This window comes from Allobosea sp. TBD101 (genome assembly GCF_059817965.1).
Map to the genome: position 1 here is coordinate 5,064,246 of NZ_CM187543.1, position 15,273 is coordinate 5,079,518.

Consider the following 15,273-nt stretch of genomic DNA (forward strand, 5'->3'; position numbering starts at 1 on the left):
CCGCGGGAAACCCTCTCCCGGAGGGAGAGGGCAGGGTGAGGGGTCGGCCGTTGGACCTGTAGCGGTGACCTGACCGCCGCTGCGGTGAGGTGATGCGAACTGGTCCAGCGGCCTACACCTCACCCCTGCCCCTCTCCTTACAGGAGAGGGGTTCCCCGCGTTTCGTTCGGGAAGGCTAGTGCGTGCCGCCGCCTCACAGCGTCGGCAGCGGGTCCATCGGCATGTCCAGGTACTTGCGGTGCAGCCGGTCGAGCTCGCCGTTCATCGAATTGAAGAAGATGAAGCCGTCGAGCCAGCGCACGAGATTATGCTGGTCCATCTGCACGCCCATATGAGCCGGGCTGCGGCGGATGACGAACTTGCGCTCGAACTCCTTGTTCGGATTCTGCTTGGCGAGCGCCTGCGCCACGATCGAGTTGGTGGCGAGGAGATCGGCCTGGCCGGTGATATAGGCGGCGGCGGCCGTCGCGTCGTCCTCGGTGCGCATGAGGCTGGCCTTCGGCGCAGCGGCCGAGATGGCGAGTTCCTGCGTCGTGCCCTTGGCGGCGGCGACGCGGGCCGAGCCGATCGTCTCCGGGCTCGATACGGTCGAGCTTTTCGAGCCGTAGACCGCGAGGAAGGTGTTGGCATAGGGCGCCGTGAACTGGATCTGCTTGGCGCGTTCAGGCGTCAGGCCCATCACCGAAATCACGATGTCGACCTTGTCGGTCATCAGGAAGGGGATGCGGTTGGCGCCGGTGATCTGCTGCATCTCCAGCTTCACGCCGAGGCCCTTGGCGACCATCTCGGCCATCTCGATATCGAAGCCGATGGCCTTGCGGTCCTTGTCCTGCGAGCCGAAGGGCGGCGCATCGAGCGGCACGCCAATGCGGACCACGCCCTTGGACAGGATGTCCTGGAGCTTGTCGGCCTTGGCCTCGGCGGCGCCGAAGGCGGCGATGGCCAGGGCGGCTAAACCAGCGAACAGTGAACGCATCGTCTTCTCTCCCCTCGTTGATGTTGTTGGCATTCCGCCTCAGTGCAGGACTGCGCTGAGGAAGGTCTGGAGTTCCGGCGTCTTCGGCTCGGCCAGCACGGCGGCGGCCGGGCCCTGCTCGTGGATGCGCCCCTCATGCATGAAGACGACGCGCGAACCGAAGCGGCGGGCAAAACCCATCTCGTGGGTCACGAGGATCATGGTCATGCCCTCCTTCGCGACGGATTCGAGCACCTTGAGCACCTCGCCGGTCAGCTCCGGATCGAGTGCCGAGGTGACCTCGTCGAACAGCATCAGCTTCGGCCGCATCGCGAGCGAGCGGGCGATGGCGACGCGCTGCTGCTGGCCGCCGGAGAGCTGCGCGGGATAGGCGTCGAGCTTGTCCTCCAGCCCGACGCGGGCGAGCACCTCGCGGGCGACCTCACGGGCCGCCTGCGGCGCCTGCTTCTTCACGACGCGCGGGGCGAGCGTGATGTTGTCGCAGACCGAGAGATGCGGAAACAGGTTGAAGCTCTGGAAGACGATGCCGACCTCCTGGCGCAGCTTGCGCAGATTGGTCGCGGGGTCGTTGACCTGCGTGCCGTCGACGCGGATGACCCCGGCCTGTATCGGCTCCAGCCCGTTGATGCAGCGGAGCATCGTGCTCTTGCCCGAACCGGAGCGGCCGATCACGGCGACGACCTCGCCCTTGGCGATATCGAGCGTGACGTCCTTCAGCACCTGGACGGCACCGTAACTCTTGTTGATCCCGTGGATTTCAACGAGCGACATCGAGCTTCCGCTCGATCGAGCGGCTCCATTGCGAGAGGGGGAAGCACATCGCGAAATAAATCGCGGCGACGGTGATGTAGACGGCGAAGGGCTTGTAGGTGCCGGCCGCCGTAAGCTGGCCCTCGCGCGTCAGTTCGACAAAGCCGATCACCGCGGCGAGCGAGGTGTTCTTGATGAGCTGGACGAGGAAGCCGACCGTCGGCGGGATCGCGACCCGGACCGATTGCGGCACGATGACGTAACGCAGTTGCTCCCCGAGCGAGAGGCCGAGCGAGGCGCCGGCCTCCCACTGCGTCTTCGCGATCGAGACCAATGCGCCGCGCCAGATCTCGCCGAGGAAGGCGCTGCCATAGACCGAGAAGGCGGTCGCCGCCGCAAGCCACGGATTGACAGAGATACCGACGAGCGGCAGGCCGAAGAAGATCACGAAGAGCCAGACCAGCAGCGGCGTGCCCTGGACGATGTGGATATAGGTGGCGGCGAGCCAACGCAGCGGCGCGAAGGGCAAGATGCGGGCGATGGCGATGACGATGCCGATCAGCGACGCCCCGATGAAGGCGGTCGCGGTCAGCGCCAGCGTCCAGCGCGCCGCCGCGATCAGGTACATCACATCGATGAGGCCGAATTCCCGGATCATCGCCTGACGAACGCCCAGTAATAGATGCCCGCGAACAGGCCGCGGAAGGCGAAGGCGAGCCCGAGATAGAGCACACCGATGACAGTGTAGACCTCGAAATCGCGGAAGGTGCGCGACTGCACGATCGAGGCCGCGTGGAACAGGTCCTCGACCGAGATCTGCGAGACGACGCTGGTCGCCAGCATCAGCAACACGAACTGGCTGGCGAGCGCCGGGAACATCGCCTTCAGCGCCGGGAACATCACGACATAGCGGAAGACCTGCAGGCCGGAGAGCCCGAGCGAATGGCCGGCCTCGACCTGCGCCTTCGGCACGGCCTCCAGCCCGGCGCGGACGATCTCGGTGGTGTAGGCGCCGAGATTGATGACCAGCGCGATGATCGCGGCAGTGAGCCCGTCGAGCCTGACGCCGAAGCTCGGCAGGCCGAAGAAGATCAGGAAGAGCTGCACGAGCAGCGGGGTGTTGCGGATGACCTCGACATAGGTGCCGACGATGCGGCGCAACCAGGCCGGGCCATAGACGCGGGCAGCGGCGCAGGCGATGCCGATGACGAGGCCACCGATCATCGCAACGGCGGACAGCAGCAGCGTGATCCAGACGCCTTCGAGGATCGATTCCCAGGCGGCGAAGACATCGCGGAACTGCAGGCCGTATTTCATCGCCGGCCGCCTCGCGACAGCGGCGCGACGCCCCCAGAACCTGCGATATGATCCGACGATCGTACCATCCGCCTCCCCTTTGACGGGGAGGCTAGGTTCGTTTCTTATTTGATGTCAAGCTTCATATATGAAACAGAGAGACATGAGCGACCTGCCGGATACCGAGAACGGAGACAAGGGCAGCTACGCGGCGCCGGCGCTGGAGAAGGGGCTCGACATCCTCGAACTCCTCGCCGAAGTCGGCGAGCCGCTTTCGACCCGCGAGATCGCCGAACGCCTCGCCCGCTCGAAGAGCGAGATTTTCCGCATGGTCTTCGTGCTGCAGCAGCGTGGCTATCTCGCCCGCGAGGCCGGGACGGACCGGCTCGGCCTGTCGCGGCGGCTGTTCGACCTCGGCATCCGCACGCCGGCCGGGCGCCAGCTCACCTCGATCGTGCTGCCGGTGATGGAGCGCTTCAGCGAGACGAGCGGTCAGGTCGCCCACCTCGTCGTGCTGAGCCGGGCGCAGACAGTGGTACTTGCAACGACCTCGGGTCATCTCGATGCCAGCGTCATCGTCAGGCCGGGCTATGGCCGGCCGGCGCTCGACGCCAATTCCGGCCTGCTGATCCTCGCCTTCCAGAGCGAAACGCGCAGGCGCCAGTTGATGCGGGAGGCGTCCGAGGCCGACAAGCAGCGCCTCGAAGCGGCCGAGACCGAGCGGATTTTCGCCGAGATCCGGGCCCTCGGACATCGCGTCGCCGCCAGCCGCGACATCATGGCGGTGACGGACATCGCCTGCCCGGTCATCGGGCCGGGCGGGCATGCGGAAGCGGCGATCCTCGTGCCCTGCCTGCAGCGCCACGGCATCGCGACCGACGAAGACGCGATCCTGAAAGCGCTCAAGGCGAGCTGCGCCGAGGCCGGCTCGCAATTGTCGCTGTAGCGGCGATGCAGGCCTGTATGTCAGGGCCGCTCTGAACTCTCCGGCGGCTGCGCTTCCCAGTCCCGGGCCGCCCCGGAGAGATGCTCGACGAGCAGTCTCACGGCGCCCGGCCGGTCGCCCTTGTCCAGCGCGGCGAGGATGGCGAGGTGGTCGCGGCAGGATTGCAGGATCTGCTCCGGCTCCAGCTCCCAGAAATCGGCGAATTGATGCATGCGCCGCAATGCGTTCTGACGCCTGACGGCCTGCAGAAAGAAGCGGTTGCGCGACCATGAGGCGAGCGTCTCGTGGAAGGTCGAGTTGACCTCGAACCAGAGCTGCGGCGTGACCGCGCCCACTGGCCGGCGCATCAGCGCCTCATGCGCCGTGCGCAACCGGTCAAGCTCCGCGGCATCGACGCTGTAGCCGGGCTGGCTCAGTGCCGCCGTCTCGATGGCGATGCGGAAGGCGTAGGATTCGAGGATGGCCTCCGGCGTATCGAGGCTCTCGGTAAAGCGCCAGCCATGGCCGCGCTGGCGTTGGACCAGCCCTTCCGACGAAAGCCGCATCAGCGCCTTGCGCAGATCGCCCTTGGCTGCGCCGAAATGCACCATCATCGCATTCTCGGTGACCTCGGTCGGGAGATCGCCTCGCGCCCGCTCGGTCAAAATTCTCTGGTAGAGTTCGCCGCGGCCTGCCGGCGCCGGCATATGCGCGGCGACCGCCACATCATCGACCGGCCGCAGCAGGCTGAAGCCCTCCTGGTCACGCGTCAGCAAGCCGGCCTCGACCAGCATCAGGAGCGCGCTTCTGACCGGCGTGCGCGAAACGCCGAATCGCGCCGCCAAAGGCTTTACGCCGACGGCCGCGCCCACCGGCCAGCCCTCGTAACGGGCCAGCCGCAGGATATCGCCGATGATCTCGCCGCGCAGGCTACTGGCCATGTCGTGGTTCCGCTTCTTGGGGAGCGATTTGACAATCTGCGGAATGATGCGCCACTGTGTATATTGGTCAATCAAAAAACACGACAGTGTCTCATGATCGAACCGTTCCCCTTCGTTTCCGTCTCAGGCTCCCCCTACGAGCGCGGCCGCAGCTATGGCGCGGCGGTGCCGGATCGCATCGCCGGCAGCGCCCGGTTCTATTCCGGACAACTGGACGGGCTGGGTTCCAGCCCCACACTTCGCAGCAGACTGATCGACGAAGCCCGGCAAGGGATCGCCGCCTTCGACGAAGCCTATCTGGAGGAGATGCGCGGCATCGCCGACGGTTCCGGCGTGCCGCTCGACGCGATCATCATGATCAACGCCCGTACCGAGATCGTCGCGAAGGCAAGGCTGCTCGCCAACCGCGCCGAGGAGGAGGAAGAGGAAGACGAGGCCGACAACGATGGCTGCACCGGCGCGATCATCCTGCCCGAGCGCAGCGCCACCGGCGGCGTCATCCAGGGCCAGAACTGGGATTGGCAGCCGGAATGCGCCAACACCGCGATCGTGCTCAGGGTGCAGCGAAAGAACGGGCCGGACCTCCTGACCTTCGTCGAGGCCGGTGGGCTGGGCCGGCACGGCATGAACGAGGCCGGCATCTGCGTCACCGGCAATTACCTGCGCAGCGACCGCGATTATTGCCAGGAAGGCGTGCCGCTGGCGCTGGTCCGCCGCAAGGCGCTGGAACAGGAGCATCTGGCGCTGGCGATCAAGGTGGTCGCGACCACGCCCAAGGCCTGCTCGACCAACATGATGCTGAGCCAGGACAAGGGCTTCGGTATCGATCTCGAATGCGCGCCGGACGAGGCCTTCCCGATCCTGCCCGAGGACGGGCTGATCGTGCATGCCAATCACTGGACCAACCCGACGGCCCTGACGAAGTTGCGCGAGACCGGCCTCGCCAGCGCGCCCGACAGCCCCTATCGCGACTGGCGCGTCCGCAATCTTCTGAACGAGCCGCGCCGACCGCTCGGCCGCGAAGACCTGAAGGCCGCGCTGTTCGACGATTTCCTCTCGCCCTTTTCAGTCTGCCGCCCGCCGCGCCCCGGCCAGCGCGGCGACATCACCGCCAGCGTGGCGATGATCCTGCTCGAACCGGGCAAGGGCGTGATGGAGGTGGCGCCGCTGCCGGCGCTCAACCGGCATTTCACTTGCTACAGCCTGACCGGCGAGCCTTTCGCGACCGAGCAGGCCGCCTGACCGAGACCGATCGCGCCGCTTGTGGCGACACCTTGAGGGAGCCGATGCCATGAGACGCCCACTTCCCCTTGCCATCCTGCTCGCAGCCTGCGCGAGCCCGGCCGCGGCCCAGTCGATCACCGTCGCAGTCGCCGCCGACATCCGCAGCAACAATCCTGGCGTCAATCGCGACGACAGCACCGACGATTTCGCGCTGCAGCTCGTCGAGGGGCTCGTCGGCTATAACGAGGGCGGCAATGCCACGCCGCTGCTGGCGCAGAAGGTCGATCTCTCCGCCGACGGCAGGACCTATACCTTCACGCTGCGCGAGGGCGTGAAGTTCCACAATGGCGCGACGCTGACCTCGGCCGACGTGCTGTGGAGCTGGAACCGCTACATGGACCCGAAGACCGAGTGGCGCTGCACGTCGGAATTCGACGGGCGCAGCGGCCTCAAGGTCGAATCCGTCTCGGCGCCCGATGCCAAGACCTTCGTCATGACCATCGACAAGCCGAACGCGCTGTTCCTCGACACGATGGCCCGCACCGACTGCGCGATGACCGCGATCCTGCACAAGGATTCCGTCAAGGCCGATGGGAGTTGGGACAAGCCGATCGGCACCGGCCCCTACAAGTTCGGCGAATGGAAGCGCGGCGAGTATTTCACGATGACCGCCTTCGACGGCTACCAGTCGCCCGGCCAGGGCAAGATCGACGGCTATGTCGGCTCGAAGCGCCCCCTGCTCAAGGAGGTCAAGTTCCTGGTCGTCAAGGATGCCGCCACCGTGAAGGCAGCGCTGATCTCCGGCGCGGTTCAGATGAGCGAGACGCTGCCGAGCGATGTCGAGGAGCTCAAGAAGGTGCCGAGCCTCAAGGTCGCGGTCGCGCCCAATGCGGTGCGCCACATCTTCCTGATCCAGACCAAAGACGCCGTGATGGGCAACAAGAAGCTGCGCCAGGCGATCGCGGCCGCGCTCGACTATCCCGAGCTGGTCGCAGCCGCCTCCAACAATCTGGCCACGCCGAACAACTCGCCGATCTACTCGACCTCCGGCTATTTCGGCGAGGTCGAGAAACAGGGCCATAAGTACGATCCGGCCCGTGCGAAGCAGTTGCTGCAGGAGGCCGGCTACAAGGGCGAGAAGATCGTGATCCTCGCCAACAAGCGGCCGACCGTGCCGAGCTTCCCGGCGGCGGTGGTCTGGCAGCAGATGCTGCAGGCTGTCGGGATCAACGCCGAGATCGAGATCCTGGACTGGGCGACGCAGCTCGACCGGTTCAACAAGGGCAACTACCAGATGCAGTCCTTCTCGTTCTCGGCTCGCTTCGACCCCGCGATCGCCTTCGAACAGTTCTCCGGTCCGAAGGACAAGCAGCCGCGCAAGGTCTGGGACAATCCGGACGCGCAGGCGCTGATCGACAAGTCGATGCTGATCTCCGACAAGGCCGAGCGGCAGAAGATCTTCGACGAGCTGCATCGCCGCGTCATCGACGAGGTGCCGCTGATCTTCCTCTACAACGGACTCGACGCGGTCGCGATGAGCAAGGCCATCTCCGGCTTCCAGCCCTGGCAGTCCAAGCTGCGGATGTGGGAAGTCACGCTGGCGAAGTGAGCCGTCACATTCATTCGGCCGGGCTTACGGCAAAGCCACAATCATCAAATACGAATGCGCCTCATTCGCAATAATGAGGTGCACCGCATCAATGCTGCATCTGCAATCCCCTCTGCTCGCGCTGCAGCTTGACATGGCCTTCGCGGCCAACCGAACATGACGATCACATTGTCGGAAAGGTAGCTTATGCGCCTGTTTGCTGCGTCGCTCGCAACCGAGACCAATACGTTCTCTCCGATCCCGACATCCCGGGCCAATTTCGAGGCTTCCGCCTATTTCCCGGCGGGGAAGCACCCCGACCGGGCGACCCACACCACCGCCCCGCTCTATGTCGCGCGGCAGCGCGCCAGGCGCGAGGGTTTCGAGCTGATCGAAGGCTCCTGCTTCTGGGCCGAGCCGTCAGGAACCTGCGCCAAGGCCGATTACGAGGAGATGCGGGACGAGATCCTCGTCCAGCTCAAGGCGGCAATGCCGGTCGACGGCGTGCTGCTCGGGCTGCACGGCGCCATGGTCGCGCATGGCTATGACGATTGCGAAGGCGACATTCTCGAGCATGTCCGCGCCATCGTCGGCCCATCCGTGCCGATCGGCGTCGAGCTCGATCCACATTGCCATCTGACCGAGAAGCGCGTGCGCCTCGCCAATGCGGTCATCCTCTACAAGGAATACCCGCATATCGACTTCGTCGAGCGGGCCGAGGAACTGGTCGACATCATCCTTCGGACGATCCGCGGCGAGATCAAGCCGGTGATGTCGCTCTACGACTGCCGGATGATCGAGCTGGTGCCGACGACGCGCGAGCCCGGCCGCTCCTTCGTCGACCGGATGAGCGCGCTCGAAGGCAAGGACGGCATTCTCTCGGTCTCGCTGGCGCATGGCTTCCAGCAGGGTGACGTGCCGGAGATCGGCACCCGCGTCCTCGTCATCACCGACAACGACAAGGCGAAAGGCGATGCGCTCGCCGCGAAGCTCGGCGAGGAATTCCGCTCGCTCAAGGGCCAGTTCGCCCCGCCGGTGACGCCGCTCGACGAGGCGCTCGACCGCGCGCTCGGCGGCGCCGCCAACGGCCCGCGCGTGATCGCGGATTCCACCGACAATGCCGGCGGCGGCGCAGCCTCCGACAACACCAACATCATCCACCGGCTGCGCGAGCGTGGCATCGGCGATGCTGCGGTCGGCCCGGTCTGGGACCCGGTCGCGGTCGAGTTCTGCCTGACGGCCGGCGTCGGCGCGACGATTCCGCTGCGCTTCGGCGGCAAGGCGGCCTCGACCTCGGGCACGCCGGTCGACGGCGAGGTCACGGTGCTCGGCGCCATCCGCAACGGCACCCAGAGCTTCGGCACCGCCAAGGTGCCGATCGGCAACGCGGTCGGCATCCGCATCGACGGCATCGATGTCGCGCTGCTCTCGCACCGGACGCAGGCGCTGGGGCTGGAGATCTTCACCAGCGTCGGCATCGACCCGACGCAGAAGCGCATCGTCAGCGTCAAGTCGACCAACCATTTCCATGCGGCCTACGGCCCGATCGCCAGCGAGGTGATCTACACCGATGGCGGCGGGCCCTCGCATCTCGACGTGCGCAAATATCCCTATCGCAAGATCAACCGGCCGCTCTGGCCGCATGATCCGCTCCCGCCGGGCCGGCTCGTCGTCTGACGCCACCGCACCCGAAAGGAACAGGAGAGAAGAAGCATGACCCGATGAGGGCCAGACGAGGCGAATGCCTGCGGCCCTCTGTTGCAACGCGGAGGAGAACGACATGACCACGACACGCAGACGCTTCGTACAGGGCGGATTGGCAACCGGCGCGCTCGTCGCCGCACCGGCCACGATCCGCGCCCAGACCACGCCTACAGCCGCCCGCACCATTCGCGCCGTCCTGCACGGCGATCTTCGCGTCTTCGATCCAATCTGGACGACGGCGAACATGACCTCGTACCACTCCGGCATGGTCTACGACACGCTGTTCGGCGTGAACGACAAGTTCGAGCCGCAGCCGCAGATGGTCTCGAAATGGTCGCTCTCGGACGACCGCAAGACCTATACGTTCGAGCTGCGCGACGGATTGAAGTTCACTGACGGTACCCCGGTCACCGCCAAGGATTGCGTCGCCTCGATCCGGCGCTGGGGCGCCCGCGACGGCGGCGGCCAGCACATGATGGCGCGTCTGGCCGACACGCCGGTCAAGGACGACAAGACCTTCCAGATCGTGATGAAGGAGCCCTATGGGCTCGTGGTCGAATGGCTCGCCAAGGCCGCGACCAATGTCTGCTACATCATGCGCGAGAAGGAGGCCGGGACCGACCCGAACCAGCAGATCAGCACGATCATCGGCTCGGGCCCCTTCACCTTCAACGAGAGCGCGGTCGTCCAGGGCCAGCGCTATGTCTACGACAAGAACCCGAACTATGTACCGCGCTCGGAACCGGCGGTGATGACCTCGGGCGGCAAGGTCGTGAATGTCGACCGCGTCGTGTTCGAGAACATCGCCGACGAAGCGACCGCGATCGCCGCGATCCGGGCCGGCGAGATCGACATGATCGAGTATCCGAACGTCGATCTGCTCGACTCGCTCGCCGGCGAGAAGGCGATCAAGCTCGAGGTCTTGAACAAGCAGGGCCAGCTCGGCTGGGCACGCGTGAACTGGCTCCATCCGCCGTTCAACAACGTCAAGGCCCGCCAGGCCATGCTGCACCTGATCCACCCGACCGAGGTGATGAAGGCGACCTTCGGCGACGAGAAATATTTCCGCGGCTGCTCCTCGCTGTTCGGCATGGGCACACCGATGGAGAACGACGCCAATATCGACTGGTTCAAGGGCGCGCCGAACATCGAGAAGGCGAAGCAGCTCGTGAAGGAGTCCGGCTATGACGGGCGCCCGGTCGTCGTGCTGCAGGCGACCAACATCGCCTATATGAACAACGCCGCCAACCTGATCGCGCAACGGATGCGCCAGGCCGGGTTCAACGTCTCGCTGCAGGCCTCCGACTGGGGCGCCGTCGTCACCCGCCGCGCCGTCAAGGCCGCGCCGGACCAGGGCGGCTGGAACGTGTTCTTCACCTCCGGCTCGGTCAATGCCTTCGGCAACCCGGTCTCGCTCAGCGGCCATGCCGCCAGCGGCGAGAAGGGCTGGTTCGGCTGGCCGAGCAACGAACTGCACGAACAGCTGCGCGACAAATGGGCGGGTGCCTCGAGCGATGCGGAGCGCAAGCAGATCGCTCGCGACATCCAGCAGAACGCCTGGGATTTCGTGCCGCATGCCTATTTCGGGCAGTGGTTCCAGCCGGCCGCCCTGCGCAACCTGACGGGGCTGATCGGCATGCCCGAGCTGATCCCGTTCTGGAACGTCCGGAAGGGCTGATTCCAGCCCGATCGCGAACCGATCCGCGGAGCCCGCCCCTCGGCGGGCTCCGCTTGCCCAGCCGTCTTCAGGTCATCGTGCCGGCGACGTGAGAGGCGAGCACGCAATGCCGTGCCCGAGTGGGCGTTCCGCAGCGCCCCGAAACAAGCAAGCCGACGGAGGACGAACGACGCAATGCTGAGTTATCTGGTACAGCGCCTGGCATCGACCATCCTGGTGATGACGCTGGTGGGCATCTTCGTCTTCCTCCTGCTCCACCTCTCGGCCGGCGACCCCGCCGCCATCATCGCCGGGGACTACGCCACGCCGCAGCAGATCGTCGCGATCCGCCAGCGGCTCGGCCTCGACGATCCCCTGCTCGTCCAGTTCGGGCGCTGGGGCTTACGCGTGATCCAGGGCGATCTCGGCGTCTCGATTTTCTCCAGCACACCCGTCTCGACGCTGATCCTGCAACGGCTTGAGCCGACGCTGTCGCTCGCCGTGCTCACCATGATCTTCGCGGTCTCGATCGCGGTCACGCTCGGCGTCCTGGCGGCCTGGAAGGCCGGCCGGCCGGTCGACCGTCTGCTGATGGGCTTTTCCGTGCTCGGCTTCTCGATGCCGACCTTCGTGGTCGGCTATTGCCTGATCTATGTCTTCGCGATCGAACTGCGCTGGCTGCCGGTGCAGGGCTACCGGCCGATCCTGGACGGTGTCGGCCCGTGGTTCCTGCATCTCGTGCTGCCGACGGTGACGCTGGGCCTCGCCTATGTCGCGCTGATCGCGCGCATGACCCGCGCCTCCGTGCAGGAAGTGCTGGAGGAGGATTACATCCGCACGGCCAATGCCAAGGGCGTTCCGGCGCGCACCATGCTGATGAAGCACGCGCTGAAGAACGCGGGCGTGCCGATCATCACCGTGATCGGCATCGGCGTCGCCCTGCTGATCGGCGGCGTCGTGATCACCGAGACCGTGTTCAACATCCCCGGCATCGGCCGCCTCGTCGTCGACGCGATCTCGAAGCGCGACTACCCGATCATTCAGGGCGTGATCCTGGTCTTCTCCGGCGTCTATGTGCTGATCAACCTCGCGGTCGATCTCTCCTATTCGCTCATCGATCCCCGCATCCGGCATTGAGGAGGCGAGACCGATGACTGCAATCGATGCCCCGACCGTCCCCGCTCCCGCCGCCGGCAGTCGCCTGGCCCGCCTCGGCCGCTTCGCGCGCCGCAACCCGACGATGCTGCTGGGCGCCGCGATCCTGATCTTCTTCCTCATCGTCGCCATCATCGCGCCGCTGATCGCCGGCGACCCCATGCTGAAGGCGCCGAACCGGCGGCTCCAGCCACCCTCGCCCGAACTGCGCTTCGGCACGGACCAGCTCGGCCAGGACGTCTTCGCGCGCACCGTCTACGGCGCCCGCGTCTCGCTCATCGTCGGGTTCAGCGTCGCGACGATCTCGATCCTCGTCGGCCTGACGATTGGCCTCTTCGCCGGCTATTATCGCCGCTTCGACGCGATCGTGATGCGCCTGATGGACGGGTTGATGGCGATCCCCGCCATCCTGCTGGCAATCGCCATGGTCTCCCTGAACCAGGGCAGCATCGGTATCGTCATCGCGGCGATCTCGATCCCGGAACTGCCGCGTGTCGTCCGCCTCGTCCGTTCGATCGTTCTCAGCGTCAAGGAACTGCCCTTCGTCGAGGCCGCGCGGGCCTGCGGCTCCAGAACGCCGCGCATCCTGTTCCGCCACATCATGCCGAGCACGATCGCGCCGCTCATCGTGCAGGCGACCTATATCTGCGCGTCCGCCATCCTCGTCGAAGCCTCGCTCTCCTTCCTCGGCGCCGGCGTGCCGCCGGAAGTGCCGAGCTGGGGCAACATGATCGCCTCGAGCCGGCTCTATCTCGCCCGCGCGCCCTGGACGATCTTCTGCCCGGCGATCGCGCTCGCGCTGGTGGTGCTGGCGGTGAACCTGCTCGGCGACGGCCTGCGCGACCGGCTCGATCCGCGCCTGTCGCGGCGGCTGTAGCTTAAGCTCAGACTGCACGCCGGGCATGCATTCGCGCGCCCGGCGAATCCCCGGCACCGCGCTATGCTGCCCTCGCCATCAATGGCGACAAGAAACTGGGAGCCTGCCGGGATGAACCGCCGCGACACGATCAGACTGGCATTGCTGCCGACGCCTTTCGAGCAACTCCCGCGCCTGTCGCAGGCCCTCGCCCGCAGCGGCAAGGGCCCGTCGATCTGGATGAAACGCGACGACTGCACCGGCTTCGCCGGTGGCGGCAACAAGGTGCGCAAGCTCGAGTATCTCGTCGCGGAAGCCCTGAAGCAGGGTGCCGACACGCTGGTCACGATGGGCGCGATCCAGTCGAACCATGCCCGCCAGACGGCAGCGGCCGCCGCGCGCAACGGCCTCGCCTGCGTGCTGCTCCTCACCGATTCGGTGGCTAACCGCAGTGAATCCTACCGGACGAACGGAAACTGGCTGCTCGACCAGATTTTTGGCGCGGAGATTCGCCTGCTGCCGGCCGGCGGCGATGCGACCGTGATCGCGGACGAGGCTGTGGCCGGACTGAAGGCGCAGGGAAAACGCCCCTATTTCATCCCGGTCGGCGGCTCCAATGCACTGGGCAGCCTCGCCTATCGCGATGCCCTTCTGGAGCTGGCCGGACAGGCGAAGACCGAGGGTGTCCGCATCGACCATCTCGTCGTGCCGACGGGCAGCGGCGGCACCCATGCCGGCATCCTCGCCGGCATCGAGGATGCCGGACTCGGTTGCCGCGTGCGGGGCGTCAGCGTCTCCCGCTCGGCCGAGCAGGCGGGCGCCATCGTCTCCGGTCTGGTGAACGACATCTACGCACTGGAAGGCCGGCAGCGGGGCAAGCAGGCCGCGCTTGAGATCGATGATTCGCAGGTCGGCCCCGGCTATGGCCAACCGACGCCCGCGATGATCGAGGCTGTCGAGCTGGTTGCGCGGACGGAAGGCATCCTGCTCGACCCCGTCTATACCGGCAAGGCCATGGCGGGGCTCGTCGCGCTGGTCAGGAGCGGCGCCATCGGTCCCGACGAGACCGTCGTCTTCTGGCATACCGGCGGTGCACCGGGGCTCTATGCCTATCCGGAAGTGTTCCAAGGGTAGAATCGACTGACGGCATCACTCCGTCGTCTTGCTTGCGTCATGGTCGGGCTTGTCCCGACCATCCACGTCTTCCTTCGGCAAACGTGGTGTTCAAGACGCGGATGCCCGCCACAAGGGCGAGCATGACGCCTGCGCTTTCCCTGCCATTTCCCGGCACGTTCCACGTCACTTTTGCCTGCTCCGCGCCCCGTCAAGGAGCTGTGGAAAGCCTCCCCCAGACCGTATCGAGAAGCCCCCTCTGAGGGCCCGGTTTACCCTCTGTTAACCATTCCCTCGATACACCGAAGCAACCGAAAATTTACCAAGATAACCGACGTGTTAACTCAACCCCGGCCCATCCGCCTCAAGGGGCGGTCCTATCTTGCGCTGACGCTGACCCCGGAGCTGCCCTTCGAGGACTGGCTGGCGCGGCTCGACGATCTCGCCTCGCGCTCCGCCGGCTTCTTCCTGCGGCGCCCCGTCGTGCTCGACATCACCGGGCTGGATATCGACCGGGCGCAGCTTCGCACCTTCGTCAGCCAGCTCGGCTCGCGCCAGGTCAGGATCATGGGCATCGAGGGCGCCTCGCCGTCCCTGCTCGGCTCCGACCTGCCGCCGGCGATGGCGGACGGGCGCCCGACGTCCGATTTCGAGCCTCCGGCCGCTGCGACAGAGGCGGCTACGGCCGAGGTTGCCGTCGCCGAGCCGGTGATGCCGGACCTGCCCAAGGCCGTGCCGTCGATCATCGTGACGCAGCCGGTTCGCTCGGGCCAGTCGCTGGTCTTCCTCGAGGGCGACGTCACCGTCGTCGGCTCGGTCGCATCCGGCGCCGAGATCGTCGCGGGCGGCTCGATCCATGTCTACGGGATGTTGCGCGGGCGGGCGATGGCCGGCACGATGGGCAATGCGGCCGCGCGCATCTTCTGCCGCAAGCTCGAGGCCGAGCTGATCGCCATCGACGGCTACTACAAGACGGCCGAGGACATGGGCCCGGAATTCCGCGGCAAGCCCGTGCAGATCTGGCTCGACGGCGAAACGTTCAAGGTCGAAGCGCTCGCCTGAGGCGAAGGCATCAACAATCAGAAGGA

14 protein-coding genes are annotated in these 15,273 nt (G+C 66.2%); 9 read left to right on the top strand and 5 right to left on the bottom strand.

The window, feature by feature from the left end:
* Nucleotides 1-193 precede the first annotated feature (193 nt).
* The 4 genes from AC6RIC_RS24585 to AC6RIC_RS24600 are packed head-to-tail and all read right to left on the bottom strand — an operon-like array spanning nucleotide 194 to nucleotide 3,043.
* Nucleotides 194-976 (bottom strand): transporter substrate-binding domain-containing protein, encoded by a 783-nt coding sequence (locus AC6RIC_RS24585; RefSeq protein ID WP_454658568.1) that lies wholly within the window; start codon nucleotides 974-976, stop codon nucleotides 194-196.
* 39 nt (nucleotides 977-1,015) lie between these two features.
* A complete protein-coding gene (locus tag AC6RIC_RS24590; RefSeq protein ID WP_499734314.1) occupies nucleotides 1,016-1,747 on the bottom strand; it encodes an amino acid ABC transporter ATP-binding protein in 732 nt (243 codons plus the stop codon).
* Nucleotides 1,734-2,384, bottom strand: coding sequence for an amino acid ABC transporter permease (locus AC6RIC_RS24595; protein ID WP_499734315.1), 651 nt, complete (start codon nucleotides 2,382-2,384; stop codon nucleotides 1,734-1,736). Before AC6RIC_RS24595 ends, AC6RIC_RS24590 begins: the two co-directional genes overlap by 14 nt.
* On the bottom strand, nucleotides 2,381-3,043 hold the full coding sequence (locus AC6RIC_RS24600) for an amino acid ABC transporter permease (protein WP_499734316.1): 663 nt from the start codon (nucleotides 3,041-3,043) through the stop codon (nucleotides 2,381-2,383). Before AC6RIC_RS24600 ends, AC6RIC_RS24595 begins: the two co-directional genes overlap by 4 nt.
* A 142-nt stretch (nucleotides 3,044-3,185) precedes the next feature.
* On the opposite strand from AC6RIC_RS24600, the gene AC6RIC_RS24605 reads away from it, so the two are divergent.
* Complete coding sequence (locus AC6RIC_RS24605; RefSeq protein WP_499734317.1) at nucleotides 3,186-3,968, top strand: IclR family transcriptional regulator; 783 nt, start codon at nucleotides 3,186-3,188, stop codon at nucleotides 3,966-3,968.
* Between the two features lie 20 nt (nucleotides 3,969-3,988).
* Here the strand turns inward: AC6RIC_RS24605 and AC6RIC_RS24610 are convergent, their stop codons facing one another.
* The gene (locus AC6RIC_RS24610; RefSeq protein ID WP_499734318.1) at nucleotides 3,989-4,888 is read right to left on the bottom strand and encodes a GntR family transcriptional regulator; all 900 of its coding nucleotides are present in this window, start codon (nucleotides 4,886-4,888) and stop codon (nucleotides 3,989-3,991) included.
* A 93-nt stretch (nucleotides 4,889-4,981) separates the two neighbouring features.
* On the opposite strand from AC6RIC_RS24610, the gene AC6RIC_RS24615 reads away from it, so the two are divergent.
* The 8 genes from AC6RIC_RS24615 to minC all read left to right on the top strand — a co-directional run bounded on the left by AC6RIC_RS24615 (nucleotide 4,982) and on the right by minC (nucleotide 15,247).
* Nucleotides 4,982-6,130, top strand: a complete 1,149-nt coding sequence (locus AC6RIC_RS24615; protein ID WP_499734319.1) for a C45 family autoproteolytic acyltransferase/hydrolase — start codon at nucleotides 4,982-4,984, stop codon at nucleotides 6,128-6,130.
* A gap of 49 nt (nucleotides 6,131-6,179) precedes the next feature.
* Nucleotides 6,180-7,721: an ABC transporter substrate-binding protein gene (locus tag AC6RIC_RS24620; protein WP_499734320.1), complete on the top strand. Its 1,542-nt coding sequence runs from the start codon at nucleotides 6,180-6,182 to the stop codon at nucleotides 7,719-7,721.
* Nucleotides 7,722-7,907: 186 nt separating this feature from the next.
* Nucleotides 7,908-9,377: a M81 family metallopeptidase gene (locus AC6RIC_RS24625; RefSeq protein WP_499734321.1), complete on the top strand. Its 1,470-nt coding sequence runs from the start codon at nucleotides 7,908-7,910 to the stop codon at nucleotides 9,375-9,377.
* A 103-nt stretch (nucleotides 9,378-9,480) separates the two neighbouring features.
* Nucleotides 9,481-11,082: an ABC transporter substrate-binding protein gene (locus tag AC6RIC_RS24630; RefSeq protein ID WP_454658577.1), complete on the top strand. Its 1,602-nt coding sequence runs from the start codon at nucleotides 9,481-9,483 to the stop codon at nucleotides 11,080-11,082.
* 174 nt (nucleotides 11,083-11,256) lie between these two features.
* Nucleotides 11,257-12,198 (top strand): ABC transporter permease, encoded by a 942-nt coding sequence (locus AC6RIC_RS24635; RefSeq protein ID WP_499734322.1) that lies wholly within the window; start codon nucleotides 11,257-11,259, stop codon nucleotides 12,196-12,198.
* Between the two features lie 13 nt (nucleotides 12,199-12,211).
* Nucleotides 12,212-13,093, top strand: coding sequence for an ABC transporter permease (locus AC6RIC_RS24640; RefSeq protein ID WP_488848860.1), 882 nt, complete (start codon nucleotides 12,212-12,214; stop codon nucleotides 13,091-13,093).
* A gap of 111 nt (nucleotides 13,094-13,204) precedes the next feature.
* Nucleotides 13,205-14,206: a D-cysteine desulfhydrase family protein gene (locus AC6RIC_RS24645; RefSeq protein ID WP_499734323.1), complete on the top strand. Its 1,002-nt coding sequence runs from the start codon at nucleotides 13,205-13,207 to the stop codon at nucleotides 14,204-14,206.
* Nucleotides 14,207-14,512: 306 nt separating this feature from the next.
* A complete protein-coding gene (gene minC / locus AC6RIC_RS24650) occupies nucleotides 14,513-15,247 on the top strand; it encodes a septum site-determining protein MinC (RefSeq protein ID WP_499736655.1) in 735 nt (244 codons plus the stop codon).
* The last annotated feature ends 26 nt before the right edge of the window (nucleotides 15,248-15,273 follow it).

Bases quoted from the DNA above. Each gene is read 5' to 3' on its own strand.
- AC6RIC_RS24585 (WP_454658568.1), bottom strand. From the start codon at position 976: ATGCGTTCACTGTTCGCTGGTTTAGCCGCCCTGGCCATCGCCGCCTTC.
- AC6RIC_RS24590 (WP_499734314.1), bottom strand. From the start codon at position 1,747: ATGTCGCTCGTTGAAATCCACGGGATCAACAAGAGTTACGGTGCCGTC.
- AC6RIC_RS24595 (WP_499734315.1), bottom strand. From the start codon at position 2,384: ATGATCCGGGAATTCGGCCTCATCGATGTGATGTACCTGATCGCGGCG.
- AC6RIC_RS24600 (WP_499734316.1), bottom strand. From the start codon at position 3,043: ATGAAATACGGCCTGCAGTTCCGCGATGTCTTCGCCGCCTGGGAATCG.
- AC6RIC_RS24605 (WP_499734317.1), top strand. From the start codon at position 3,186: ATGAGCGACCTGCCGGATACCGAGAACGGAGACAAGGGCAGCTACGCG.
- AC6RIC_RS24610 (WP_499734318.1), bottom strand. From the start codon at position 4,888: ATGGCCAGTAGCCTGCGCGGCGAGATCATCGGCGATATCCTGCGGCTG.
- AC6RIC_RS24615 (WP_499734319.1), top strand. From the start codon at position 4,982: ATGATCGAACCGTTCCCCTTCGTTTCCGTCTCAGGCTCCCCCTACGAG.
- AC6RIC_RS24620 (WP_499734320.1), top strand. From the start codon at position 6,180: ATGAGACGCCCACTTCCCCTTGCCATCCTGCTCGCAGCCTGCGCGAGC.
- AC6RIC_RS24625 (WP_499734321.1), top strand. From the start codon at position 7,908: ATGCGCCTGTTTGCTGCGTCGCTCGCAACCGAGACCAATACGTTCTCT.
- AC6RIC_RS24630 (WP_454658577.1), top strand. From the start codon at position 9,481: ATGACCACGACACGCAGACGCTTCGTACAGGGCGGATTGGCAACCGGC.
- AC6RIC_RS24635 (WP_499734322.1), top strand. From the start codon at position 11,257: ATGCTGAGTTATCTGGTACAGCGCCTGGCATCGACCATCCTGGTGATG.
- AC6RIC_RS24640 (WP_488848860.1), top strand. From the start codon at position 12,212: ATGACTGCAATCGATGCCCCGACCGTCCCCGCTCCCGCCGCCGGCAGT.
- AC6RIC_RS24645 (WP_499734323.1), top strand. From the start codon at position 13,205: ATGAACCGCCGCGACACGATCAGACTGGCATTGCTGCCGACGCCTTTC.